We start from the raw sequence: 22919 nt of genomic DNA, 5'->3' as shown, positions 1-22919 counted from the left end.
GGTGGCCTAGGCGAAGGCGCCGGCGAGCCGGAGCGGGACGAACAGCTCGTCGTCCGTCATGGCCCCGTGCTGACCGACCATCCGGCGAGGCGTCTCGTTCGCACGCAGCGCCCGGTCGTCGTTGAAGGCCCAGGAACCGCGGGCGACCAGGACCACGTCGCCGATGCGCGGTGCGACCCGCGGGTCGACGGTGCCGAACCAGCCCGCCTCGACGGCCTCGTCACGGCTCGCCACGAAGGCCTTCTTGCCGTACTTCGCCCGGAAGGCACCGACCAGGGCCCGGACGTCGGTACCGGGGGCGACGGTGAGCTGCCGGCAACGCGGGTCCCCCGCGACGCCGACGACGTCGGTCAGCAGCAGCGGGTCGATGGCGATGTTCGCGTGCTCGGGGACGTCGAGCACGCCGTGGTCCGCCGTCACGAGCACGCCGACGTCGGCAGCCGACCGGGCGTCGAGCCGGGCGAGCTCCCCGTCGAGCAGTTCGAGCGCCGCGGTCCAGCGGTCCGACTGCCAGCCGTGCTTGTGCCCGATCGAGTCGAGCTCCGGCACGTACAGGTAGACGAGCGAGCGGCCGGTCGCCGTCGCGGCGAGGGCGGCGTCGACGCGGTCCGGGATCGAGTCGGCCGAGACGTAGCGCGCCCCGCCGAGCACGTTCGCGGTCATGCCCGACGACCGGTAGCGATCGGGGCCGACCACCACCGGGTCGACGCCGAGCCCGGTCGCGCGGGTGAACAGTGTCTCTGACAGCAGCCACCCCGCCGGGACCTGGTTGTCCCACCCGCTCAGCAGGTTGACGACGGTGCCGGAACCGGGCTCCCACCCGCTGTAACCGACGACCCCGTGGGTGCCGGGCGAGCGCCCCGTCGTGAGCGTCGTGAGCGCGGCGGCCGTGGTCGTCGGGAACCCGCTCCGCAGCTTCTTCGCGGTGCCGGTCCCCTTCGCTGCCGCGAGCCAACGGGCGTGCCCGGCACGCGCGGACAGCGCGCCGGCACCGAGGCCGTCGACCAGCACGACGACCGCGGAACGGGCGGGGCGGAGGGTGATCCGGGCCTCCAGGCCGCTCTCGCGCAACCACGTGTCGTCCGCGGCGCCGAGCGCGACGAGGCAACTCGGCAGGACGTCGGCGAGGTTCGCGGCGGCGTCGGGGGCCGTCGGTACGCTGGTTCCCATTCCACAGAGTCTTCCAGACCGCGGTCTTCCAGACGACGCTGGCCAGCCAGCGCGGTCTGTCCGCCCAGAAAGGTGCCATGGCACGCACGGACGCAGTCGGGCTGCCCGACGGTGAGCGCATCGAGGAGATCGACGTCTCCGAGGAGATGCAGGGGTCGTTCCTCGAGTACGCGTACTCCGTCATCTACTCGCGCGCACTGCCGGATGCCCGCGACGGCCTGAAGCCGGTCCAGCGGCGGATCCTGTACCAGATGGCCGAGATGGGCCTGCGGCCGGACCGCGGACACGTCAAGAGCGCCCGTGTGACGGGCGAGGTCATGGGCAAGTTGCACCCCCACGGCGACGGTGCCATCTACGACGCGCTCGTCCGCATGGCCCAGCCCTTCACGATGCGGGTGCCGCTGGTCGACGGGCACGGCAACTTCGGCTCGCTCGACGACGGTCCCGCCGCGGCCCGGTACACCGAGGCGCGGCTCGCCGAGCCCTCGATGGCGATGACCGAGGGCCTGGGCGAGGACGTCGTCGACTTCGTCCCGAACTACGACAACCAGATCATGCAGCCGGGCGTGCTGCCCGCGGCGTTCCCGAACCTCCTCGTCAACGGTGCCTCCGGCATCGCGGTCGGCATGGCCACGAACATGGCGCCGCACAACCTCGGCGAGGTCGTCGAGGCCGCGAAGCACCTGCTCATGAACCCGGGCGCCACGCTCGACGAGCTCATGGAGTTCGTCCCCGGCCCCGACCTGCCCGGCGGCGGCACGATCGTCGGGCTGTCCGGGGTCCGCGACGCCTACGCGACGGGGCGCGGTTCGTTCCGCACCCGGTCGAAGGTCAGCATCGAGAACCTGACGCCGCGACGGGTCGGCCTCGTCGTGACCGAGCTGCCGTACCTGGTCGGGCCGGAACGCGTGATCGAGAAGATCAAGGACGGCGTCCAGTCGAAGAAGCTCGTCGGCATCTCCGACGTCAAGGACCTGACCGACCGCAACCACGGGCTGCGGCTGGTCATCGAGATCAAGAGCGGCTTCAACCCGACCGCCGTGCTCGAGCAGCTGTACAAGCACACCCCGCTCGAGGACGGCTTCGGCATCAACAACGTGGCGCTCGTCGGGGGCTCCCCGCGCACGCTCGGGCTGCGCGAGCTCCTCGACGTGTACGTGCAGCACCGTCTGGACGTCGTCACCCGCCGGTCGCAGTACCGGTTGGCCCGGCGCCGGGAACGGCTGCACCTGGTCGAGGGCCTGCTCATCGCGATCCTCGACATCGACGAGGTCATCCAGGTCATCCGCACCTCGGACGACTCCGAGGCCGCGCGCAACCGCCTGCGTGACGTCTTCGACCTGTCCGAAGTCCAGGCCGAGTACATCCTCGAGCTGCGTCTGCGCCGCCTGACGAAGTTCTCGCGGATGGAGCTCGAGGCCGAACGCGACCAGCTCCTCGCCGACATCGCCGCCCTCGAGGAACTGCTGGCATCGGACGAGCGGCTGCGCGCCCAGGTCGCGCTCGAGCTGACCGAGGTCTCCGACCGGTTCGCGACCCCACGCCGGACCCTGCTCACCGAGGCCGACGCCCCGGTGCGGGGCGGCCGCAAGGCCGCGGTGGACCCCGAGTCGCTGCAGATCGCCGACTCGCCGTGCCGCGTGCTGCTCTCGACCACCGGGCGGCTCGTGCGCGTCGACATCCCGACGTCCGAGCTCGGCATCGTGCGGGTCCCGAAGCGCTCCAAGCACGACGCCGTCCGTTCGGCGATCGTGAGTTCCGTGCGCGGGCAGGTCGGCGCGCTGACCTCAACGGGTCGGGTGCTGCGGATGTCGCCCGTCGACGTCCCGGCGGTCCCGCCCGCCGCGGTGCGGCTGGACGCCGGTGTGCGGGTCACCGACTTCCTCACCCTGACCAAGGGCGAGACCGTCGTGGCACTCGTCGACCTGTCCGGCGCCTCGTCGGACTCGCTCGCGATCGGCACCGTGCAGGGCGTCGTGAAGCGGGTCGTGCCCGGCGCCTGGCCCGACAAGCCGGAGTTCCCCGCCATCGGCCTGAAGCCGGGCGACGCCGTGGTCGGCGCTGCGCAGGCTCCGGAGTCCGACGACCTCGTCTTCATCACGTCGAACGCGCAGCTGCTGCGGTTCCCGGCGTCGGCCGTGCGGCCGCAGGGCCTGCCGGCCGGTGGCGTCGCCGGCGTCGCACTCGCAGCTGGCGCCGCGGTCGTCTGGTTCGGGTCCGTCGCCCGGTCCAACGAGGCCGTGGTCGCCACCGTGTCGACGACCTCGACCGCGCTGCCCGGCACCGACGCCGGTCGGGCGAAGGTGTCGGCGCTGTCCGAGTTCCCGGCGAAGGGCCGAGCCACGCAGGGTGTCCGGGCGCACGCGTTCCTGAAGGGCGAGGACGGCCTGACCGTGGGCTGGGCCGGCATCGCTCCGCCGCACGCCGTCGGCACCGACGGTGCAGCACGGACCCTGCCGGACTGGCTGTCGAAGCGCGACGGGTCGGGGGCGCCGCTCGAGGCCGTCATCGGCTCGATCGGCGGCAGCGCCGCGACGCTCGACGGCACCGCGGGCGAGGCGTAGCGCCGCACCCGCTCCCGTGCCGGCTCGATCGGCGGCAGCGCCGCGACGCTCGACGGCACCGCGGGCGAGGCGTAGTGCCGCACCCGCTCCCGTGCGCTGCGGCCGCGTGTCGCGCGGCAGCGGCTGCGGGCGGCGGGCGGCGGCCCCGCGGGCTGCGGGCTGATGGCTACGGACCCGCGGGCTGCGGGCTACGGCCGTCGCTGCAGGCTGCGGCTGGCGGCGAGCGGCCGCGGTGGGCTGGTGCTGCGAAAGCGACAGCCATCCGCCAACGGTTCGTGCAGGACTGTCGCTTTCGCGAAGGAACCGGCGCAGTTGACGGACGGGAGGCGCGGGTCGACCCCGCCACGGGCCTCCCGTCCGTCCACGTAGAAGTGGGCCGCGGGGCGGCCCCGTTGTCCCCACGCGGAAGCGCGGCGGCGCGGCGGCGGGGCGAGCACGGGAGCCCCGTCCCCCTGCCGCGCGAAAGCGACAGAACGGCGGGAACTGTCGGCGGGATCCTGTCGCTCTCGCGGAACAGAGCGCGCACGACGGCGGCTCGGAGTCGCTCGCGCAAGACCGGGTCGCTTTCGCGGCACCGCCGCACGTCAGCGGCACCGCCGCTTTCCCGGCACCGAGTCGCTTTCGCGGCACCGAGTCGCCTTCGCGGCACCGCATACCGCAGCGCAGCTGCACAGCCAGCCGGACAGCCGAGCAGCCGGCCAACCGCACGACGCGGCCGCAGCGCACCCGCTACGCGTCGATGCGGTCCCGGTCCAGCCCCTCGCCGGCCAGGATGAACTCCTTGCGCGGGGCGACGTCGTTGCCCATGAGCAGCTCGAACACCTTGGCGGCGCTCTCGGCATCGCTGATGTTCACCCGTCGCAGGGTGCGGTGGGTCCGGTCCATCGTGGTCTCGGCGAGCTGGTCGGCGTCCATCTCCCCCAGACCCTTGTAGCGCTGGATCGGCTCCTGGTACTTCTTGCCGGTCTTCTCGAGCTTCTTGAGGACCCGCTGGAGCTCCTGCTCGGAGTACGTGTACAACGTGTCGTTCGGCTTGCCGCGGTTCACGACGACGACCCGGTGCAGCGGCGGCACGGCCGCGAAGACCCGTCCCTGCTCGATCATCGGGCGCATGTAGCGGAAGAAGAGCGTCAGCAGCAGGGTGCGGATGTGCGCGCCGTCGACGTCGGCGTCGGACATGATGATGACCTTGCCGTAGCGCGCCTGGTCGATCTCGAACGTGCGGCCGGAGCCGGCGCCGATGACCTGGATGATCGAGGCGCACTCGACGTTCGACAGCATGTCCGAGACGGACGCCTTCTGCACGTTGAGGATCTTGCCGCGGATCGGCAGCAGCGCCTGGTACTCGCTGTTCCGCGCGAGCTTCGCCGTGCCGAGCGCCGAGTCCCCCTCGACGATGAACAGCTCGGTGCCCTCGGTCTCCTGCGAGCGGCAGTCGGCGAGCTTCGTCGGCAGCGAGGAGTTCTCGAGCGCGTTCTTGCGCCGCTGGGTCTCCTTGTGGGCGCGGGCGGAGATGCGGGTCTTCATCTCGGAGACGACCTTCTCGAGGAGGGTCGCCGCCTGCGCCTTCTCTGCGCGCTGCGTCGAGGTGAGGAGCTCGGTCATCCGCTTCGACACCACCTGGTCGACGATCTTGCGCACGGCCGGGGTGCCGAGGATCTCCTTCGTCTGTCCCTCGAACTGCGGCTCCGGCAGCCGGACGGTCAACACGGCGGTCAGGCCCGCGAGGACGTCGTCCTTGTCGAGCTTGTCCTGCCCGACCTTGAGCTTGCGGGCGTTCGCCTCGACCTGTGCCCGCACGGCCTTCACGAGACCGGACTCGAACCCGGCCTGGTGGGTCCCGCCCTTCGGCGTCGCGATGATGTTGACGAAGCTCCGGAACACGGTCTCGTACCCGCTGCCCCAGCGGAGCGCGACGTCGACCTCGCAGGAACGCTCGACCGACGTGGACACCATGTGCCCCTTGTCGTCGAGCATCGGGACCGTCTCGGTGAAGGTGCCCGTGCCCTGGATGCGCCAGACGTCGGTGATGGCGGTGTCGACGGCCAGGTGCTCGACGAACTCGCCGATGCCGCCCTCGTACCGGAAGCGCTCGACGACCGGGCCGGTCTCCACGGCGGTGCCGGTCGCCTCGGCGCGTGCGGCAGCGGCCTCGATCGAGGACACCCGCGAGTCGGTGATGGTGATGCCGAGCCCCGGCACGAGGAACGCCGTCTGTCGGGCGCGGGTGACGAGGTCGTCGGTGCTGAAGCGGGCGTCGGCCGTGAAGATCTGCCGGTCGGCCCAGTAGCGGATGCGTGAACCCGTGACGCCCTTCTTGACCTTGCCGACGACGCGGAGCTCACTGCCCGAGGTGAAGGGCGTGAAGGGTGCGTCCGGGCCGATCCCCTTCGCGTCGTCGAACGTGCCGGGCTCACCGCGGTGGAACGACATGGCGTAGGTCTTGCCGCCGCGGTCGACCTCGACGTCGAGCCGTTCCGACAGGGCGTTCACGACGGATGCGCCGACCCCGTGCAGACCACCGGAGGCCGCGTAGGACCCGGATCCGAACTTGCCGCCGGCGTGCAGCTTGGTGAACACGACCTCGACCCCGGTGAGCCCGGTCTTCGGCTCGACGTCGACCGGGATGCCGCGCGCGGTGTCGCGCACCTCGACCGACCCGTCGGCGTGCAGCACGACGCCGATCTCGTCACCGTGCCCCGCCAGGGCTTCGTCCACGGAGTTGTCGATGATCTCCCACAGGCAGTGCATGAGCCCGCGGGAGTCGGTCGAGCCGATGTACATGCCGGGACGCTTCCGGACCGCCTCGAGCCCTTCGAGGACGGAGAGATGGCGTGCGGAGTAGTCGGAGCTCACCCCCCAAGGCTAGCGAGCCGCACCGACACCCCTGACGAGGACACTCGCACTGGGGACAACCGGTCCGCGCTGAGCGAAACAGTGCTGCAGGATGCATCGTTCTCAGGCATCACGTGTTGAAATGGTGCAACCACCCGGCACCACCTGCGATCCGTGAGGAGCACAGCAATGACCCAGACCGTGCAGGACCCCTCCATCGACGAAGTCAGCAACCACCAGCTGACCGCCGCCGACCGTTGCGACAGCTGCGGGGCGCAGGCCTACATCCGAGCCACCATGTCGAGCGGCGAGCTCTTCTTCTGCGCCCACCACGGCGCCGAGTTCAAGGACAAGCTCGCGGCGACCGCCATCGAGTGGCACGACGAGAGCAGCCGACTCTACGAGTCGAAGTAACGTCCAGAGCGACGGACAGGAGGCGCGGTGCCAGCTGGCACCGCGCCTCCTGTCGTTCTGTGGTCGCCTAGAAGGCTCGGTTCAGCGCCCAGGCGGCACCGCGGTAGCTGTTCGGCCCCCACACGCCGTCGATCGGTCCGCTGTACCGGCCGTGCGCGGCCGCCCACCGCTGCAGCGCTGCGACGACGTCCTTGCTCTCGTACCCCCACGCGACCGGAGCCTGGTAGTACCCGCCCTTCGCAAGCTGGTTGGATGCCCCGATCCACGAGTTCGGCCCCATCACGCCGTCGATCGGTCCGGTGTAGCCAGCCATGCTGCCCAGGCACTGGAGCCGCTTGTAGAAGATGGTGCCCGGGATCCCGTCGGACTCCGTCGTGGTCGTCGGTACCGACGCGCACGCCGGACTGATGCGGGTCATCGCGGCCTGGGCCGGTTCCGCCTGGCCCACTGCGCCGGCACCCGTCAGGCCGACGACGAGTGCGCCGACCAGAGCGAGGACGATTGTGTTGCGTTGCATGTGACCTCCTTATTCGGCCTCCAACATTTCAGATGCTGGATGCATCGGGAAGGAGTTGCCAGATGTTGCCACCATCGCGGGAACGACGAAGGCCGGGCCCTCTTCGGACCCGGCCTTCCTCGGTGTCGATCGACGTCTCGGTGTCGATCGATGTCGACGTCAAGCGATGCGCTTGAACGCCTTGTCGACGTAGCGGTCGACGGTCGCGCGTGCCTCGCGGGCGTAGCGGTCGATGGCCGCCGTCCGCTCGGGATCGGGCGCGTACTCCCGACCGAGGCGCGTCGTCGCCGCGGCGAGCACACCGTCGGTGAGCTGCGGGTTGAGCGGCAGGATCGGCCCCTGGGTGTGGGTGCCGAACGAGGTCCCGACGATCGCGCCCTCGACCGGAGAACCGGCCTGGTTGCCGCCGCCGGACACGACGTCCGCGAAGGGGACGACACCGTCTGCGAGCTCGATGCGCGTCGCGTGGTCCTCGAAGCCGGCGAGGCGCGTCGGCGCTCCCGGCAGCAGCGGGTAGCGGGTGTCGAGGACGAAGTAGTTGACCCGACGCTCCGCACCGCGGACGGCGCGGGCGTCGAACACACCGAAGCCCTGCACGGGCGCTCCCTCGGTGGGCACGACCTCGTTCGTCGCGAGGTCGAACCCGCCGCCGACCGCCACGACCGGCACGCCGGACGCGGCGAGGGCACGGAGCGGTTCCGCGATGCGGGTGACGTCGGCGCCGAGTGACCGCATCGCGCTGAGCGGCCCGTTGCCGATCACGACGATGTCGGCCGTCGTGGGGAGCACGTCGCCGGGTGCGTACTCGACGACCTCGGTTGCGATGTCCGCTGCGGCTGCGCGGCGGACGATGGCCGCGACGTTGCCGCGGTCCCCCGAGACACCCATCTGACGGGGGTAGACGTGCAGGATGGTCAGCCGGTCGGCCGTCATGCGGTCTTCTCCATGTCCGGGTGGCCGAGGGCCTTGCGGGCGATCATCATGATCTCGTAGTTGACGATGAAGTTCTTCGTCCCGCGGGTCGTCGAGCCGAGCTGCTCCATGTGCTTGATGGCTGCCTCGACGTCGGGCTCGACCCGACCGATGCGGACACCGGCGTGCTCGAGCGCGATCGCGATCTGCCACGCCTTGTCACCGGAGACGACGTCCACGTGGTCGAGCTTCGAGAAGTCGATGTCGTAGATCCACGAGATGTCGGGCGTGCCCTCGTCGATCGCCATGAGGACCTGCTCGGGCTGGTCCGGCAGGGCGTCGAGGTTGAGCTGCAGACTCGCGGCGTTCTTGAACATCGTGAACTCGGCGGACTCACCAGCGATGGGCAGCCGCTCGCCACGGCCGTACGCCGGCTTCATCGTGCCGAACGCCTTGGTCACGGCGTCCGCGCGGAACTGCGCGCCGAGGGCGGCACTCGCCGTCGCGGTGGCCGCAGCGGCGTCGACCGCGTAGTGCAGGCCGCGGGCGGGCAGACGGACCGGGATCTCAACGCCGTCGAAGCGAATCGTCGCGCCGTCGCCGGTGTTCACGACGACCTCGGCGTCCGCCTCGTTCGCCTGACCGTCCTGACGGTCGAAGTCGTCGGCGTTCTGCAGGCCGTTCGGGGCCGCAGCGACGACCTCGGCGCTCGCACCGAAGCGCAGCACACGCTGGTCGCCGGACGTCGCGTACGCGTCGAGGAACTGGTCGTCACGGTTCGTGATGACGTTGCGCGACGCCAGGGCAGCGGTGTCGAGCATCATGTCCGCGACGCGCTCGGTCTCGAAGAACCGGTAGAGCTGGTCGACCTGGACGTTGAGCATCGTGACCGTCGCCGGCGACAGGATGCCGGCGAGCTCGACCGCGAAGGCCTCGTCGACCTCGAGGATGCCGATGTCCGCCTTGAGCTTGCCGGTCAACGAGACCTCGGACAGCAGCGCCGACGCGATGCCCTGCGGCAGGTTCGCACCGGACGGGTTCGTGAAGACGCGGAGCCCGTGCGCCCGCACGATGTCCGAGATCATGTGCGTCGTCGTCGACTTGCCGTTCGAGCCGAGCACGAAGACGACGCCGTTCGGGAACTGCTTCGTCACGTGCTGCAGGAAGTCCGGCACGAGCTTGAGCACGATGTAGCCCGGGTAGGCGGACCCGCCGCCCCGCGCACGGGCGAGGGCGCGGAGGATCCGCCCGATCAGGATCGGGATGAAGAACCGCATGCCGGCTTACTCGAGGTAGTCGCGGAGCGACTGCGACCGGGACGGGTGGCGGAGCTTCGCCATCGTCTTGGACTCGATCTGACGGATGCGCTCACGCGTCACGCCGAACGTGTCACCGATCTGGTCGAGGGTCTTCGGCTGGCCGTCGCCGAGGCCGAAGCGCATGCGGATGACACCGGCCTCGCGCTCGGACAGGGAGTCGAGCAGGCTCTCGAGCTGCTTCTGCAGCATCGTGAAGCCCACCGCGTCGGCCGGCACGACCGCCTCGGTGTCCTCGATGAGGTCACCGAACTCCGAGTCGCCGTCCTCGCCCAGGGGCGTGTGCAGCGAGATCGGCTCGCGGCCGTACTTCTGGACCTCGACGACCTTCTCCGGGGTCATGTCGAGCTCGCGGGCGAGCTCTTCCGGGGTGGGTTCGCGACCGAGGTCCTGCAGCATCTGCCGCTGGACGCGGGCGAGCTTGTTGATGACCTCGACCATGTGCACCGGGATGCGGATGGTACGGGCCTGGTCGGCCATGGCGCGGGTGATCGCCTGGCGGATCCACCACGTCGCGTAGGTCGAGAACTTGAAGCCCTTGGTGTAGTCGAACTTCTCGACCGCACGGATCAGGCCCAGGTTGCCCTCCTGGATGAGGTCGAGGAACTGCATGCCGCGACCGGTGTAGCGCTTGGCGAGCGACACGACCAGGCGGAGGTTCGCGCCGAGCAGGTGCGACTTCGCACGCTGACCGTCGCGGGCGACCCAGCGGAGCTCGCGCTCGGCGGGCTTGGAGAGCCCGGTCGCGTGCTGCAGCTTGTCCTCGGCGAACAGGCCGGCCTCGATGCGCATCGCGAGCTCGACCTCCTGCTCGGCGTTGAGCAGCGCGACCTTGCCGATCTGCTTCAGGTAGTCCTTCACCGGGTCGGCGGTCGCACCCGTGATGGTCGTCGAGTAGACCGGCGCCTCGTCGTCGTCGGTCTGCGAGATGACGAGCGCCCCTGCGGCCACCGCGGCTGCGGCGTCCGGCTTGACCGTCTTGTCCTCGGTCTCGTCGGCTTCGTCGGTCGGCTCCTCGACGGGCTCGTCGGAGGCGATGGCCTCGTCGACGGCGTCGGTCTTCTTCGCCTTCGGGGCGGCCTTCTTCGCCGGTGCCTTCTTGGCGGGGGCCTTCGTGGCGCGCTTCTTCGGCGCGGCCGTGCCCTCGGTCTCCGCGGTCTCGTCCGCGGTGCCCTCGGGCGCGTTGTCCTTCGTGGGATCGATCGTCGTGCTCCGGGCAGCCATGCGATCACCTCTCTCGTCGTGCCACGTTCGTGGGGTCGTGGCCTCCCTCGCCGCCCCAGGCCCCGCGCCGCGGTTCCCCGCGTCGGACGAGTCCTACCGTTCCGGGCAGCACTAGGACCCATGTCAAGTCCCCCGCGTTCGCGGCGCTCTGGAGAGCACTGACGGACGAGGGAGCCCGAACGGGTCCGTGATCATTATTGCACGGACCGCTTCCGCAGGCGTGCAACGAGGGCAACCCAGAGCGGGCCGACGCGTATTCCCTCTTCCGCGTGCAGCTGGCGCCGTGTCCGGCGGCGTGCGTGCAGCAGCATCGCGACCCCGAACCCGACCACGAGGTACTGCACGGTGAGCGCGACGCGGAAGTTGTCCCAGGCGAAGACCGTCTCGCCGGTGACCCCCGCAGCGACGTCGAGCACCAGCCCGATGAGGTACATCATCACGAAGGCCGCCAGGAACCCGCCCACGTTCACGATCCCGTTCGCCGAGCCGAGCGACCCGACGGGGTTGAAGGTGCGCGCGAAGTCGAACCCGATGAGCGACCCCGGGCCGCCGATGCCCATCGCGACGACCAGCAGCACGAGCAGCCAGGTCGGCGGGTGCCCCGGCCAGAGCAGGATCGCTGTCCACACCACGGCGAGCAGGACGACCGCCCCGAGCACCAGGTTCGACCGCCGCATCGGGAAGCGGGCGCAGAGCACGCCGAGCGCGGGACCGGCGACGAAGCCGACCAGCACGATCACGGTGAGGAACCCCGCGGCCTCGCCGGGGGTGTAGCCGAGCCCGCGCAGCATCGGCACGCCCCAGAGCAGCGAGAACACGGTCCCGGACGACTGCGTCACGTAGTGCGACCAGAACCCGAGCTGGGTGCCGGGGCGGCGGAGCGCGTGCCCGAACGTCCGGAACGCACCGCCCCAGGAACCCGGGAGCGGGATGGACCCGGTGCGCGCGGGGACCGGACCGTTCCGCACGAAGACGACGACGAGCACGAGCCCGACCGCGCTCGCGGCCGCGGCGACGCCGAACGCGGGGGTCCACCCCGCCGTGTGCAGCAGCACCGCGAAGGGGAACGCCGACAGGATCTGGCCGACCTGGCCGAGGTTGCCGGTCCACTGCGAGATCTGCGGCAGGATCCGGCCGCTGAACCACATCGGGACGAGGCGGATGACCGAGATGAACGTCATCGCGTCGCCGGCGCCGACGAGCACGCGGCCCGCGATCGCCGGAACGATCGACGGCGAGACCGCGACCACCGCCTGGCCGACGACGAGCAGGACGGCACCGATGACGAGCAGCCGGCGGGGTCCGATGCGGTCGAGGGCGATCCCGACCGGGATCTGCAGGGCGGCGTAGACGGCGATCTGCACCACGGCGAGGGTGGACAGCACCGCTGCGGAGACCGCGAACCGCTCCTGTGCGTCGACACCGGACACCCCGAGCGAGGAGCGCTGCACGACGGCGAGGACGTAGGCGAGGACCGCGACCCCCCAGATGAGGAAGGCACGACGGGAGTTCACCAGGACAGGCTACCGACGCCGGTCCGCGTCGGGGACGCCGGCCGGTCCCGGGGACGCGGGGCGGATGAACGACGCATGTCGCGCAGGGTGACGACGTGCGTGGCGGAGGCCCCCCGGGCCTCCTGGCCGGTCACTCCCCCGGCTCGCCCTGGCTCCGGCGGTCGGCGAGGAAGCGCTCGAGCTCGGCGGCGATCGCGTCGGCCGTCGGGACCTGACCGTCGACGCCGGTCAGCGGCGACCCGACCGGGTTGCCCTCCATGTAGGTGTCGTGGCGTTCCTCGAGCACGGAGACGAGCCGTTCGAGCTCACCGTTGCCGGCAACCTGCTCGTCGACCCGCGTCAGGAACTCGCGACCCGACTCGCGTAACGCGTCGGTCGGGAAGATGAGGCCGGTGGCAGCTGCGATGCCGGACAGCGCCGCGACGGCGGCGTCGGGGAACTCGGTGTCGGCCAGGTAGTGCGGCACGAGCAGCACCAGCCCGGTGACCTGGGCACCGGACTCGGCCAGGCGGTGCTCGACGAGGTGCAGGACGTTCGCCGGCGCCTGGGTCTCGGGCTTCCAGACGCTCATCTGCTCGACGAGGTCGGCCCGGGTGCCGGACACGGTGAGGTTGATCGGCCGGGTGTGCGGCACCGGCATCGGGATCGCCTGCACCCACGTGGTCTCGACGACCTGCAGGCGCTCGGCGAGCTCGGTGACGGCGCGGACGAACCGGTTCCACTGGAAGTCCGGCTCGTAGCCCGACAGGAAGAGGAACGGCTGCCCGATCTCGTCGCGGACGAGGTGCAGCGTGAGGCGCGGCGGCTCGACCGCGGCGATGTGGTCGTGCTCGAAGGTGATCGCCGGCCGGCGGGCCCGCCAGTCGAGCAGGGCGTCGGGGTCGAACTCGGCGACGAGCTGGGTGTCCAGGTCCTCGAGGATCGACGTGGTGACCTGCGCGACCGCGGCGCCGGCGTCGGCGAACCCGGTCAGTCCGGCGACCAGGTGCAGCCCGACGGGGACGCTCGGGGCGTCCGGGTCGAAGGTGTAGAGCTCCTCGGGGTGGTTCACCGTCCCCATGCTAGGCGGGGCGTCCGACGGTCCCGTGCGCGCAGGCCACGCCGTCAGCGAACACCGCGTGGATAGGCTTGGAGCATGGTCCGACCGACGCTCTCCACCACCACTTCCTCCCCCGAGACCACCGCCGCCGACGTCCTCGTCGTCGGGGTCCGCCCCGCTCCGTCCGGCGCTGCAACCGACGCGACGACCGGTGCGACCGTCGCACCGAGCGCGCTCGGCGCCGTGGCGGCCCTCGCCGACCTCGACCTCGCCGCGATCGGTGTCACGGGCGCCAAGGACCAGCTCGTGCGCATCCCGGGCACCGGCGTCACCGCGTCGTCGATCGCGCTCGTCGGGCTCGGCTCGTCCGCCGACGCCGCAGCGGTCCGCGCAGCGGCCGGCAGCGCCGTCCGCCAGCTCCCGCACGCCGCCTCGATCGTCCTCGCGCTGCCGACCGACTCCGCGGAGCTCGTCGACGCCGCGCTCGAGGGCGCCGCGCTCGGCGCCTACGCCTTCACCCGGCACAAGGGCGCCGGCAGCACCGGCCCGACCCGCGGTGAGCAGCGCATCGAGGTCGTGGCCCCCGCCGACGTCACCGACGCGACCGTGCGCCCGACCGTCGTCGGCGACGCCGCCGCCCTGGTCCGCGACCTCGTGAACACCGCCGCCGGCGACCTCGGCCCGTCCGACGTGGCCGACGTCGCGACCGGCCTGGCCGACGGCCTGCCGCTCACCGTCGAGGTGCTCGACGAGCACGCGCTCGAGGAGCAGGGCTTCGGGGGCATCCTCGGCGTCGGCCGCGGCTCGGTCCGCCCGCCGCGACTCGTGGTCGTCCGGTACGCACCGGAGTCGGCGACGAAGCACCTGGCCCTCGTCGGGAAGGGCATCACCTTCGACTCGGGCGGCCTCTCGCTCAAGCCGGCCGCGTCGATGCTCGGCATGAAGACCGACATGACCGGCGCCGCGACCGTCCTGGCCGCCACCGTCGCCGCCGCCCGGCTCGGTCTCGACGTGCGCGTGACCGCCTGGCTCGCCCTCGCCGAGAACATGCCCTCGGGTTCGGCGACCCGCCCGGGCGACGTCCTGACGCTGAAGAACGGCAAGACCGTCGAGGTGACGAACACCGACGCCGAGGGCCGTCTCGTGCTCGGTGACGCGATGGCCGCTGCCTCGCTCGAGCACCCCGACGCGATCGTCGACGTCGCCACCCTGACCGGCGCACAGGTCGTCGCGCTCGGTGAGCGCACCACCGGCCTGATGGGCAGCGACGACCTGGTCGAGCGTGTCCGCGCGATCGCCGGCTCCGTCGCGGAGCCGATCTGGCCGATGCCGCTGCCCGAGGAGATGGGGTCGCGACTCGGCAGCGAGATCGCCGACATGCTCAACGCCACCGTCGGCAACACGGCCGGTGGCATGCTGCTGGCCGGTGCGTTCCTGGAGCGCTTCGTCGGCGAGGGCATCCCGTGGGCGCACCTCGACATCGCCGGTCCGTCCGAGCACAAGGGCGGCGGCTACGGCTGGCTCGGCAAGGGCGCGACGGCCGTCATGGTCCGCACCCTCATCGCGCTCGCAGAAGACCTCCAGTCCGAGTAGTAGGTTTGGTACCGGTGGGCACGGCGCTCCGGAGCGCCTCCCACCGGTACTGCACGGGACGGGACCGGAACCACGCGGTCCGACCGTCGGACGCCGCCACCGCGGTGTCCACGCGGGCCCGACCGGCCCGACACGCACGAGGGAGTTGCACCAGGTGACGGAACAGACTTACGACGTCGTGGTCCTCGGTGGCGGGAGCGGTGGGTACGCCGCAGCGCTGCGGGCCGCCGAGCTCGGCATGAGCGTCGCGCTCATCGAGGGCGACAAGCTCGGAGGGACGTGCCTGCACCGCGGCTGCATCCCCACGAAGGCGCTGCTGCACGCCGCCGAGATCGCCGACGGGACCCGTGACGCCGAGAAGTACGGCGTCATCGCCGAGTTCGCCGGTGTCGAGGTGCCCAAGGTCATCGAGTACCAGCAGGGCGTCATCAACTCGAAGTACAAGGGCCTGCAGGGCCTCATCAAGGCCCGCGGCATCACCGTCGTCGAGGGCTGGGGCCGCCTGACCTCGCAGAACACCGTCCAGGTGGGCGACCAGACCGTCACCGGCAAGAACGTCGTGCTCGCGACCGGCTCCTACTCGAAGTCCCTGCCGGGGCTCGAGATCGGCGGCCGCGTGATCACCTCCGACACCGCCCTCCGCATGGACTACGTGCCGAACAAGGTCGTCATCCTGGGCGGCGGCGTCATCGGCGTCGAGTTCGCCAGCGTCTGGAAGTCCTTCGGCGCCGAGGTCACGATCGTCGAGGCGCTCCCGCACCTCGTGCCGGCCGAGGACGAATCGATGTCGAAGCAGCTCGAGCGCGCGTTCCGCAAGCGCGGCATCGAGTTCTCGCTCGGTGTCCGGTTCCAGGGCGTCGAGCAGCACGAGAACGGCGTCGTCGTCACCCTCGAGGACGGCAAGACCTTCGACGGGGACGTCCTCCTCGTCGCGGTCGGCCGCGGCCCGGTCACGCAGAACGTCGGCTTCGAGGAGGTCGGCGTCGCCATGGACCGCGGCTTCGTCACCACGAACGAGCGCCTCGCAACCAACCTGCCGAACGTCTACGCCGTCGGCGACATCGTCCCCGGCCTGCAGCTCGCGCACCGCGGCTTCCAGCAGGGCATGTTCGTCGCCGAGGAGATCGCCGGGCTCAACCCGGTGATCATCGAGGACAAGAACATCCCGAAGGTCACGTACTCCGACCCCGAGGTCGCCTCGGTCGGCCTGTCGCAGTCGAAGGCCGAAGAGCAGTACGGCGCCGACAAGGTGGACTCGTACGAGTACAACCTGGCCGGCAACGGCAAGAGCCACATCATCGGCACCTCCGGTTCGGTGAAGGTCGTGCGTGTCGTCGACGGCCCGGTCGTCGGCGTCAGCATGATCGGCGCGCGCGTCGGCGAGCTGATCGGCGAGGCACAGCTCGCCGTGAACTGGGAGGCCCACCCGGAGGACGTCGCTCCCCTGGTGCACGCCCACCCCACCCAGAACGAAGCCCTCGGCGAGGCCTTCCTGCACCTCGCGGGCAAGCCGCTGCACGCCCTGTGAACACCATGACCACCACCACGAACCACCCCTGCGAAGAGGAGTCCACCCGATGAGCGAATCCGTCAACCTCCCGGCGCTCGGCGAGAGCGTCACCGAGGGCACGGTGACCCGATGGCTGAAGAACGTCGGTGACCGGGTCGAGGTCGACGAGCCGCTGCTCGAGGTCTCGACCGACAAGGTCGACACCGAGATCCCGTCGCCGATCGCCGGCGTCATCGAGGAGATCCTCGTCCCCGAGGACGAGACCGTCGAGGTCGGCACCGCCCTCGTGAAGATCGGCGACGGCTCCGGCTCGTCCGACTCCGGTTCCTCCGACCAGGGTTCGTCCGACACGGACTCGTCGAACGCCGCCGCTGCCGAGGCCGAGGAGCCCGAGGCCGAGCCGAGCACCGAGCAGGAGTCCGAGACCCCCGCTCCGGCGCCCGCCCAGCCCGAGCCCGCCCCCGCCGGCCAGACCCAGCCCGCAGCACCGCAGGCCCCGTCGGCGCCGCCCGCCGCCGCTCCGGTGCCGCAGGCCGCCCCGGTGCCGCCGCCCGCCGCCGTCCCGGCTCCGCCCGCAGCCGTGCCGGCCCCGGCCGCTGCGGCTCCCGCCGCCGGTGGCACCACCGCCGCCGCGGTGCCGAACCCGACGCAGGACGGCGCCGCCTCCGGCTACGTCACCCCGCTCGTCCGCAAGCTCGCCAACGAGCAGGGCGTCGACCTGTCCACCGTCACCGGTTCGGGTGTCGGCGGTCGTGTCCGCAAGGAGGACGTGCTCGCCGCCGCCGCGAAGGCCCCGGCCGCCGCCGGCTCGGCAGCACCCGCCGCCGCCTCCGGTCCGTTCGTCGCCGAGGTCTCGCCACTGCGCGGCACCCGCGAGAAGATGACGCGCCTGCGCAAGGTCGTCGCCGAGCGCGCCGTGCAGTCGATGACGTCGACCGCTCAGCTGACCAGCGTCGTCGAGGTGGACGTCACCAAGGTGGCCCAGTTCCGCGACGCCAACAAGGCCGAGTTCCTCGAGAAGACCGGTTCGAAGCTCTCCTTCATGCCGTTCTTCGCCCTGGCGGCCTCCGAGGCGCTCAAGGCCCACCCGAAGATCAACTCGACCGTGGACGGCGACGAGATCGTCTACCCGGAGACCGAGAACGTCTCGATCGCGGTGGACACCGAGCGCGGCCTGCTCACCCCGGTGATCAAGGACGCCGCGTCGCTCGACCTCGCACAGTTCTCGAAGTCGATCGCGGACCTGGCCGAGCGCACCCGCAACAACCAGCTCAAGCCCGACGAGCTCGCCGGCGGCACGTTCACGCTGACCAACACCGGTTCGCGTGGCGCGCTGTTCGACACGCCCGTCGTGTTCCTGCCGCAGTCGGCGATCCTCGGCACGGGCATCGTGACGAAGCGTCCGGCGGTCGTGAAGGTGGACGGCCAGGAGGCGATCGCCATCCGGTCGTTCGTCTACCTCGCGCTGTCGTACGACCACCGCATCATCGACGGTGCGGACGCGTCGCGCTACCTGGTCGCAGTGAAGAACCGTCTGGAAGAGGGCAACTTCGCCCCCAACCTCGGGTACTGACCCGCACCACCGCCGACGGCCCCGGTCCCCTTCGTGGGACCGGGGCCGTCGTCGTCCACGGGCACTCGTCGTCCACGTGCCGTCGTCGTCCATGTGCCTTCGTCGTCCACGGGCCTTCGTCGTCCACGGGCCGTCGTCGTCCACGGGCCTTCGTCGTCGACGGGCCCTCGTCGTTCACGGGGCGAGCAGGACGCCGCCGGCGACGACGGTGCCGACCAGCACGACGACCCCGACCAGCAGGCGCCGCAGCGGTACCCGGCGGTCGCCGATCGGCAGCCCGCGCTCGACGGCGTCCTGCAGGCGGGCGAACGGCGTCGGCGGGGTCGGAACCGGACCGGGTGCCGCGAAGACCAGGTCGGCCGGGGCCGGGTCCCAGCGGAAGGGCCGCGGGGCGGCGCTCGCACGGACCGCGTCGAGCGCGGCGACCGCCGCGCGCCGGTCGCCGTCGACGGCTGCCTCGAGTGCGGGATCGACGACGGCGCGCGCCGGGTCGGCGGGGTCGACCCGGTCCCACACCGTGCGTGCCGCGAGGGCGGCGGTGCGTGCGGCGTCGGCGACCGTCGGGGACGGTCCGGCCGTCCCGCGCGGTGCGGTCGGTGTCGCGCCGGGCGGGCGGTCGCAGAGCACCACCGCACCGGCATCGTCGACCACGACGTCGTCGGCTGCGGCCGTGCCGAGCAGCACGGTGCCGTCACGCGCGGCGAGGACCACCGTGAGCAGCGGCACACTCAGGGTCACCGCGACGCCCGTGGTCAGGCTGCCGATGCGGTCGAGCGCCTGCGCCAGGGGTGTCCCACCAGGACGGACGAGGTCGACCACGAGGTCGCCGCCCCCAGTGCGGGCGACGGCGTGGACGGCGACGAGGTGGCGGTCGACCGTGGCGCTGCGGTCGAGCGCCCAGGCCCACGCGTCGTGATCGTCCGCCGGCGCGGACCAGCGTTCGGCGAGGTCCGGCTCGCACCGGCGGCCGGGGTGGACTGGACTCGTGTGCACGGTGACCAGCGTGGCGGAGCGGAGCCGGGCCTCCCGATCGTCCACGTCAACCTGTGGAGAGCGCGCGTTCGCCCACAGCCGGACCGTGCGCGGTCCGCGCCGGGCGGCGCAGGCCGTATCCTGTCTGCATGGCACGCAGCACTTCCACGGACAAGAAGGCGAAGGAGCCGGGGCGTCTCAAGCAGATGTACCAGGTCTTCCAGATGACCCGTCGGGCGGACCCGAAGTCGGTGTGGTGGTTCGCGCTCGCCTTCGTCGGACCGGTCGTCCTCGGCGTGCTGCTCGCGCTGCTGCTGCCGGGGCAGAACTGGCTCGCGGTCGTCCTCTGGATCGTCGCTGGCGTGATGCTCGGCATCCTGCTGTTCCTGATCGTGCTGAGCCGTCTGGCCGAGCGTGCCGCGTACCGGCAGATCGAGGGGCAGCCGGGCGCCGTCGGTGCCGTACTGACGAACTCGCTCCGCCGCCAGTGGCGTTCGAGCGAGATGCCCGTCGCCGTCCACGGCCGCTCGCAGTCGGCGGTCTACCGCGCAGTCGGGCGCCCCGGTGTCGTCCTGATCACCGAGGGGCAGCGGGGCAACCTGACCCGCCAGCTCGGCGAGGAACGCCGGAAGGTCCAGCGCATCGTGCCGAACGTCCCGGTCCACGTCGTCCACGTCGACGACGGTGACGACGGTGACGACGCCGTGACCCTGCACAAGCTCCCCCGGGCGATGAACAAGTTCAAGAGCTCGCTGAACCGCAACGAGGTCCTCGCGGTCGCGAACCGTCTCGACTCCCTGACGCAGAGCCCGGCGTCGGCGATCCCGAAGGGCATGGACCCGATGCGTGCGCGCGCCGGGCGTCCGCGCTGATCGGCAGACCGCTCGACGGAACGCCCCCGACCGTGCCAGGTCGGGGGCGTTCCGTGCGTGAGGGGTGGAACGACGCCGTGTCCGGGATGGACGGACGGGCGACCGTTCGGACCAGTGGCCGGGGCTCAGCGGCGGACGAGCACCGTGCCGGCGATCCGGTCGTGGGCGCCGCGGCTGTCGCGGTCGATGATGAGCGGCGGCACGATGAGGCAGAGCAGCACCGTCCGGAGGACCGGACGCCACACGCCGATGTACCCGCCGCGCATCGGGACCAGCCGGAGCCCGACGCAGATGTGACCGAACGAGCCGGACAGCAGGCAGATGAAGAGGACCTGGAGCCCGGCGAAGATCGCGATCTGCACCCAGGAGTGCGCGATGTCGGCCGTGCCCTGCACCGGCGACCAGACCCCGGTCACGTAGGCGATGAGATCTGCCAGCGCGCCGTCGATGACGAGCGCGACGAGCCGTCGCCCGATCCGGCCGACGCTCCGCGGTCCTTCCTCGGGCAGGCCGAGGTCCTTCCCCGGCCACCCGTCCGGGTGCTCGGAGGACGCGGACGGGCTGGGGGTGTTGCGGGCCATTGCTCCAGCGTAGGCGACGGCGGGGATCGGCAGCCCCCGGACGGGACGGGCTCCGGCGTCGGACTGGGCGTAACACGCCGGAAACAATCCAGTCATGTCCGGGAAACCCCGTGTCAATAGCCTCGTCGGAGGGTGCCTTGACCGGTACCTCCGACATCACCCAACCCATTGGAGATCGGCCCCATGTTCAGCGATTCCTCCGAGGTCCTGGCCTTCATCAAGGACACCGACGTCAAGTTCCTCGACATCCGCTTCACGGACCTGCCCGGTGTGCAGCAGCACTTCAACATCCCGGCATCGACCGTCGACGAGGACTTCTTCTCGGTGGGTCAGCTGTTCGACGGCTCCTCGATCCGTGGCTTCGCGTCGATCCACGAGTCCGACATGCAGCTCATCCCCGATGTCACGACGGCGTACATCGACCAGTTCCGCGCCGAGCGCACGCTCATCATGGTGTTCGACATCTACAACCCCCGCAACGGCGAGATCTACGGCCGCGACCCGCGCCAGGTCGCGAAGAAGGCCGAGAAGTACCTCGCGTCGACGGGCATCGCGGACACCGCGTTCTTCGCCCCCGAGGCCGAGTTCTACATCTTCGACGACGTCCGCTACTCGGTCACGCAGAACGAGTCCTTCTACGCCGTCGACTCGGAAGAGGGCGCGTGGAACACCGGTCGTGACGAAGAGGGCGGCAACCTCGCCAACAAGACCCCGTACAAGGGCGGCTACTTCCCCGTCTCGCCGGTCGACAAGACCGCCGACCTGCGCGACGACATCACGCTCAAGCTGATCGAGGCCGGCTTCACCCTCGAGCGCTCGCACCACGAGGTGGGCACCGGCGGCCAGCAGGAGATCAACTACAAGTTCGACACGATGGTCCACGCCGCGGACGACATCCTGAAGTTCAAGTACATCGTCAAGAACACCGCGGACCAGTGGGGCAAGGTCGCCACGTTCATGCCGAAGCCGCTGTTCGGTGACAACGGTTCGGGCATGCACACCCACCAGTCCCTCTGGAACGACGGCAAGCCGCTCTTCTACGACGAGAACGGCTACGGCGGTCTGTCGGACGTCGCCCGTTGGTACATCGGCGGCATCCTCAAGCACGCCTCGGCGCTGCTCGCCTTCACGAACCCGTCGATCAACTCGTACCACCGTCTGGTCAAGGGCTTCGAGGCTCCGGTCAACCTGGTCTACTCGGCCGGCAACCGCTCCGCCGCGATCCGCATCCCGATCACCGGCACCAACCCGAAGGCGAAGCGCATCGAGTTCCGCGCCCCCGACGCCTCGGGCAACCCGTACCTCGCGTTCGCCGCGCAGCTGATGGCGGGCCTCGACGGCATCCAGAACCGCATCGAGCCGCACGAGCCGGTCGACAAGGACCTGTACGAGCTCCCGCCGGAGGAGGCCAAGGGCATCCCCCAGGTCCCCGGCTCGCTCGACGAGGCCCTCGAGGCCCTCGAGGCGGACCACGAGTTCCTCACGAAGGGCAACGTCTTCACCGAGGACCTCATCCAGACCTGGATCGACTACAAGCGCGAGAACGAGATCCTCCCGCTGGCCCAGCGCCCGCACCCGTTCGAGTACGAGCTGTACTTCGGCGTCTGATCCACGCCCGCCCGCTGGCGAAGGCCCCGCACCGTTTCTCCGGTGCGGGGCCTTCCGCTGTGCTGGACCGGGCCCGGCGTGCCGGGTGCGTTGAGTGTGCTCGCGCGCGCTCGGGTACACGGCATCGCAGCGCGGTTCTTCCCATCGCCCGTGCTGGAGGGAACAGGATCGCGTGTCGGCGGCGGGAACGTCGGGCCTCCGACGCGCCGGACTGCCTGCCGTGCGCGGGACCGCTTCCCACGCGCTCTCTGCGGAACGTCCGTCCTGACCGACTGGAGGCCCGGTGCCGGTCCCAGGGACCGGCACCGGGCCTCCAGTCGGTCACGGATGCGCGCGGGGCGCGACGCGCCCGGGTCAGCGGTCCGTCGCCCACTGGGCGTCCGGGGCGCCGAGGACGGCGGTGGAACCGGCCCTGCCGAGCACGAGCACCCCGCGGGTCGCACGGTACCAGCGCCGCACGTCAGCGGCCTCGACTGCGATGGACGACGGTGCGCGAGCAGCAGCCACGCCGACACGACGCGCATTCCTTCCCATCGCCGGCGCCATGGGAAGCGAGATCGCGCGTAGGTGGTGGGAACATCGGGCCTCCTACGCGCGGAACAACCTCCGACGCGCGAAACGACCTCCCACGCGCGAAACAGCACCCCCGCACCCGCACCCGCACCCGCACCCGCGCCCACGCCGGGCCCCCGCCCCCGCACGCAG

At 71.1% G+C, this 22919-nt stretch carries 18 protein-coding genes; 7 read left to right on the top strand and 11 right to left on the bottom strand.

All coding sequences use genetic code 11. The features are described from left to right. Nucleotides 1–6 precede the first annotated feature (6 nt). Nucleotides 7–1170 (bottom strand): alkaline phosphatase family protein, encoded by a 1164-nt coding sequence (locus DEI99_RS08205; RefSeq protein ID WP_111041780.1) that lies wholly within the window; start codon nucleotides 1168–1170, stop codon nucleotides 7–9. Nucleotides 1171–1247: 77 nt separating this feature from the next. Between DEI99_RS08205 and DEI99_RS08200 the strand changes: the two genes are divergently transcribed. Beyond that, nucleotides 1248–3734, top strand: a complete 2487-nt coding sequence (locus tag DEI99_RS08200) for a DNA gyrase/topoisomerase IV subunit A (protein ID WP_111041779.1) — start codon at nucleotides 1248–1250, stop codon at nucleotides 3732–3734. A 729-nt stretch (nucleotides 3735–4463) separates the two neighbouring features. Here DEI99_RS08200 and DEI99_RS08195 read toward each other — a convergent pair. Beyond that, nucleotides 4464–6590, bottom strand: coding sequence for a DNA gyrase/topoisomerase IV subunit B (locus DEI99_RS08195; protein WP_111041778.1), 2127 nt, complete (start codon nucleotides 6588–6590; stop codon nucleotides 4464–4466). A gap of 168 nt (nucleotides 6591–6758) precedes the next feature. On the opposite strand from DEI99_RS08195, the gene DEI99_RS08190 reads away from it, so the two are divergent. Then, the gene (locus tag DEI99_RS08190) at nucleotides 6759–6983 is read left to right on the top strand and encodes a DUF7455 domain-containing protein (RefSeq protein WP_071255055.1); all 225 of its coding nucleotides are present in this window, start codon (nucleotides 6759–6761) and stop codon (nucleotides 6981–6983) included. Nucleotides 6984–7050: 67 nt separating this feature from the next. Here DEI99_RS08190 and DEI99_RS08185 read toward each other — a convergent pair whose 3' ends face one another. From DEI99_RS08185 to DEI99_RS08160, 6 genes are all read right to left on the bottom strand, one after another. Next, nucleotides 7051–7500, bottom strand: a complete 450-nt coding sequence (locus tag DEI99_RS08185; protein ID WP_111041777.1) for a hypothetical protein — start codon at nucleotides 7498–7500, stop codon at nucleotides 7051–7053. Nucleotides 7501–7659: 159 nt separating this feature from the next. Beyond that, complete coding sequence (locus DEI99_RS08180) at nucleotides 7660–8433, bottom strand: type 1 glutamine amidotransferase (protein ID WP_111041776.1); 774 nt, start codon at nucleotides 8431–8433, stop codon at nucleotides 7660–7662. Beyond that, on the bottom strand, nucleotides 8430–9689 hold the full coding sequence (locus DEI99_RS08175) for a MurT ligase domain-containing protein (protein WP_111041775.1): 1260 nt from the start codon (nucleotides 9687–9689) through the stop codon (nucleotides 8430–8432). The genes DEI99_RS08180 and DEI99_RS08175 overlap by 4 nt, the downstream gene beginning before the upstream one ends. A 6-nt stretch (nucleotides 9690–9695) precedes the next feature. Continuing rightward, nucleotides 9696–10952: an RNA polymerase sigma factor gene (locus DEI99_RS08170; protein WP_111041774.1), complete on the bottom strand. Its 1257-nt coding sequence runs from the start codon at nucleotides 10950–10952 to the stop codon at nucleotides 9696–9698. A gap of 194 nt (nucleotides 10953–11146) precedes the next feature. After that, nucleotides 11147–12466, bottom strand: a complete 1320-nt coding sequence (locus DEI99_RS08165; RefSeq protein WP_111041773.1) for an MFS transporter — start codon at nucleotides 12464–12466, stop codon at nucleotides 11147–11149. Between the two features lie 130 nt (nucleotides 12467–12596). After that, the gene (locus tag DEI99_RS08160) at nucleotides 12597–13526 is read right to left on the bottom strand and encodes a proteasome assembly chaperone family protein (protein ID WP_111041772.1); all 930 of its coding nucleotides are present in this window, start codon (nucleotides 13524–13526) and stop codon (nucleotides 12597–12599) included. A 75-nt stretch (nucleotides 13527–13601) separates the two neighbouring features. On the opposite strand from DEI99_RS08160, the gene DEI99_RS08155 reads away from it, so the two are divergent. The 3 genes from DEI99_RS08155 (at nucleotide 13602) to sucB (ending at nucleotide 18181) form a co-directional block, all read left to right on the top strand. Continuing rightward, nucleotides 13602–15098, top strand: a complete 1497-nt coding sequence (locus DEI99_RS08155; protein ID WP_111041771.1) for a leucyl aminopeptidase — start codon at nucleotides 13602–13604, stop codon at nucleotides 15096–15098. A 154-nt stretch (nucleotides 15099–15252) separates the two neighbouring features. Beyond that, nucleotides 15253–16626 carry a dihydrolipoyl dehydrogenase gene (gene lpdA, locus DEI99_RS08150; RefSeq protein ID WP_071255041.1) on the top strand — a complete coding sequence of 458 codons (1374 nt, stop codon included), beginning with the start codon at nucleotides 15253–15255 and terminating at the stop codon, nucleotides 16624–16626. Nucleotides 16627–16675: 49 nt separating this feature from the next. Next, nucleotides 16676–18181 (top strand): 2-oxoglutarate dehydrogenase, E2 component, dihydrolipoamide succinyltransferase, encoded by a 1506-nt coding sequence (gene sucB, locus DEI99_RS08145; protein ID WP_284180992.1) that lies wholly within the window; start codon nucleotides 16676–16678, stop codon nucleotides 18179–18181. Between the two features lie 174 nt (nucleotides 18182–18355). Here the strand turns inward: sucB and DEI99_RS08140 are convergent, their stop codons facing one another. Beyond that, a complete protein-coding gene (locus tag DEI99_RS08140) occupies nucleotides 18356–19174 on the bottom strand; it encodes a hypothetical protein (protein WP_146247217.1) in 819 nt (272 codons plus the stop codon). A gap of 128 nt (nucleotides 19175–19302) precedes the next feature. On the opposite strand from DEI99_RS08140, the gene DEI99_RS08135 reads away from it, so the two are divergent. Next, nucleotides 19303–20025: a DUF4191 family protein gene (locus tag DEI99_RS08135; protein ID WP_111043167.1), complete on the top strand. Its 723-nt coding sequence runs from the start codon at nucleotides 19303–19305 to the stop codon at nucleotides 20023–20025. Nucleotides 20026–20150: 125 nt separating this feature from the next. Here the strand turns inward: DEI99_RS08135 and DEI99_RS08130 are convergent, their stop codons facing one another. Continuing rightward, entirely contained in the window at nucleotides 20151–20606 is a 456-nt protein-coding gene (locus tag DEI99_RS08130; protein ID WP_111043168.1) for an RDD family protein, read from the bottom strand. 183 nt (nucleotides 20607–20789) lie between these two features. On the opposite strand from DEI99_RS08130, the gene glnA reads away from it, so the two are divergent. Then, on the top strand, nucleotides 20790–22214 hold the full coding sequence (glnA, locus tag DEI99_RS08125) for a type I glutamate--ammonia ligase (RefSeq protein ID WP_071255026.1): 1425 nt from the start codon (nucleotides 20790–20792) through the stop codon (nucleotides 22212–22214). A 354-nt stretch (nucleotides 22215–22568) separates the two neighbouring features. Here the strand turns inward: glnA and DEI99_RS08120 are convergent, their stop codons facing one another. Then, nucleotides 22569–22721, bottom strand: coding sequence for a hypothetical protein (locus tag DEI99_RS08120; RefSeq protein ID WP_181434564.1), 153 nt, complete (start codon nucleotides 22719–22721; stop codon nucleotides 22569–22571). Nucleotides 22722–22919 lie beyond the last annotated feature (198 nt).

It is taken from the genome of Curtobacterium sp. MCLR17_036, assembly GCF_003234445.2.
Lineage (GTDB): Bacteria > Actinomycetota > Actinomycetes > Actinomycetales > Microbacteriaceae > Curtobacterium.
This window is presented reverse-complemented; position numbering and strand designations above follow the sequence as displayed.

Bases quoted from the DNA above. Each gene is read 5' to 3' on its own strand.
- DEI99_RS08205 (WP_111041780.1), bottom strand. From the start codon at position 1,170: ATGGGAACCAGCGTACCGACGGCCCCCGACGCCGCCGCGAACCTCGCC.
- DEI99_RS08200 (WP_111041779.1), top strand. From the start codon at position 1,248: ATGGCACGCACGGACGCAGTCGGGCTGCCCGACGGTGAGCGCATCGAG.
- DEI99_RS08190 (WP_071255055.1), top strand. From the start codon at position 6,759: ATGACCCAGACCGTGCAGGACCCCTCCATCGACGAAGTCAGCAACCAC.
- DEI99_RS08185 (WP_111041777.1), bottom strand. From the start codon at position 7,500: ATGCAACGCAACACAATCGTCCTCGCTCTGGTCGGCGCACTCGTCGTC.
- DEI99_RS08180 (WP_111041776.1), bottom strand. From the start codon at position 8,433: ATGACGGCCGACCGGCTGACCATCCTGCACGTCTACCCCCGTCAGATG.
- DEI99_RS08175 (WP_111041775.1), bottom strand. From the start codon at position 9,689: ATGCGGTTCTTCATCCCGATCCTGATCGGGCGGATCCTCCGCGCCCTC.
- DEI99_RS08170 (WP_111041774.1), bottom strand. From the start codon at position 10,952: ATGGCTGCCCGGAGCACGACGATCGATCCCACGAAGGACAACGCGCCC.
- DEI99_RS08160 (WP_111041772.1), bottom strand. From the start codon at position 13,526: ATGGGGACGGTGAACCACCCCGAGGAGCTCTACACCTTCGACCCGGAC.
- DEI99_RS08155 (WP_111041771.1), top strand. From the start codon at position 13,602: ATGGTCCGACCGACGCTCTCCACCACCACTTCCTCCCCCGAGACCACC.
- sucB (WP_284180992.1), top strand. From the start codon at position 16,676: ATGAGCGAATCCGTCAACCTCCCGGCGCTCGGCGAGAGCGTCACCGAG.
- DEI99_RS08135 (WP_111043167.1), top strand. From the start codon at position 19,303: ATGGCACGCAGCACTTCCACGGACAAGAAGGCGAAGGAGCCGGGGCGT.
- DEI99_RS08130 (WP_111043168.1), bottom strand. From the start codon at position 20,606: ATGGCCCGCAACACCCCCAGCCCGTCCGCGTCCTCCGAGCACCCGGAC.
- glnA (WP_071255026.1), top strand. From the start codon at position 20,790: ATGTTCAGCGATTCCTCCGAGGTCCTGGCCTTCATCAAGGACACCGAC.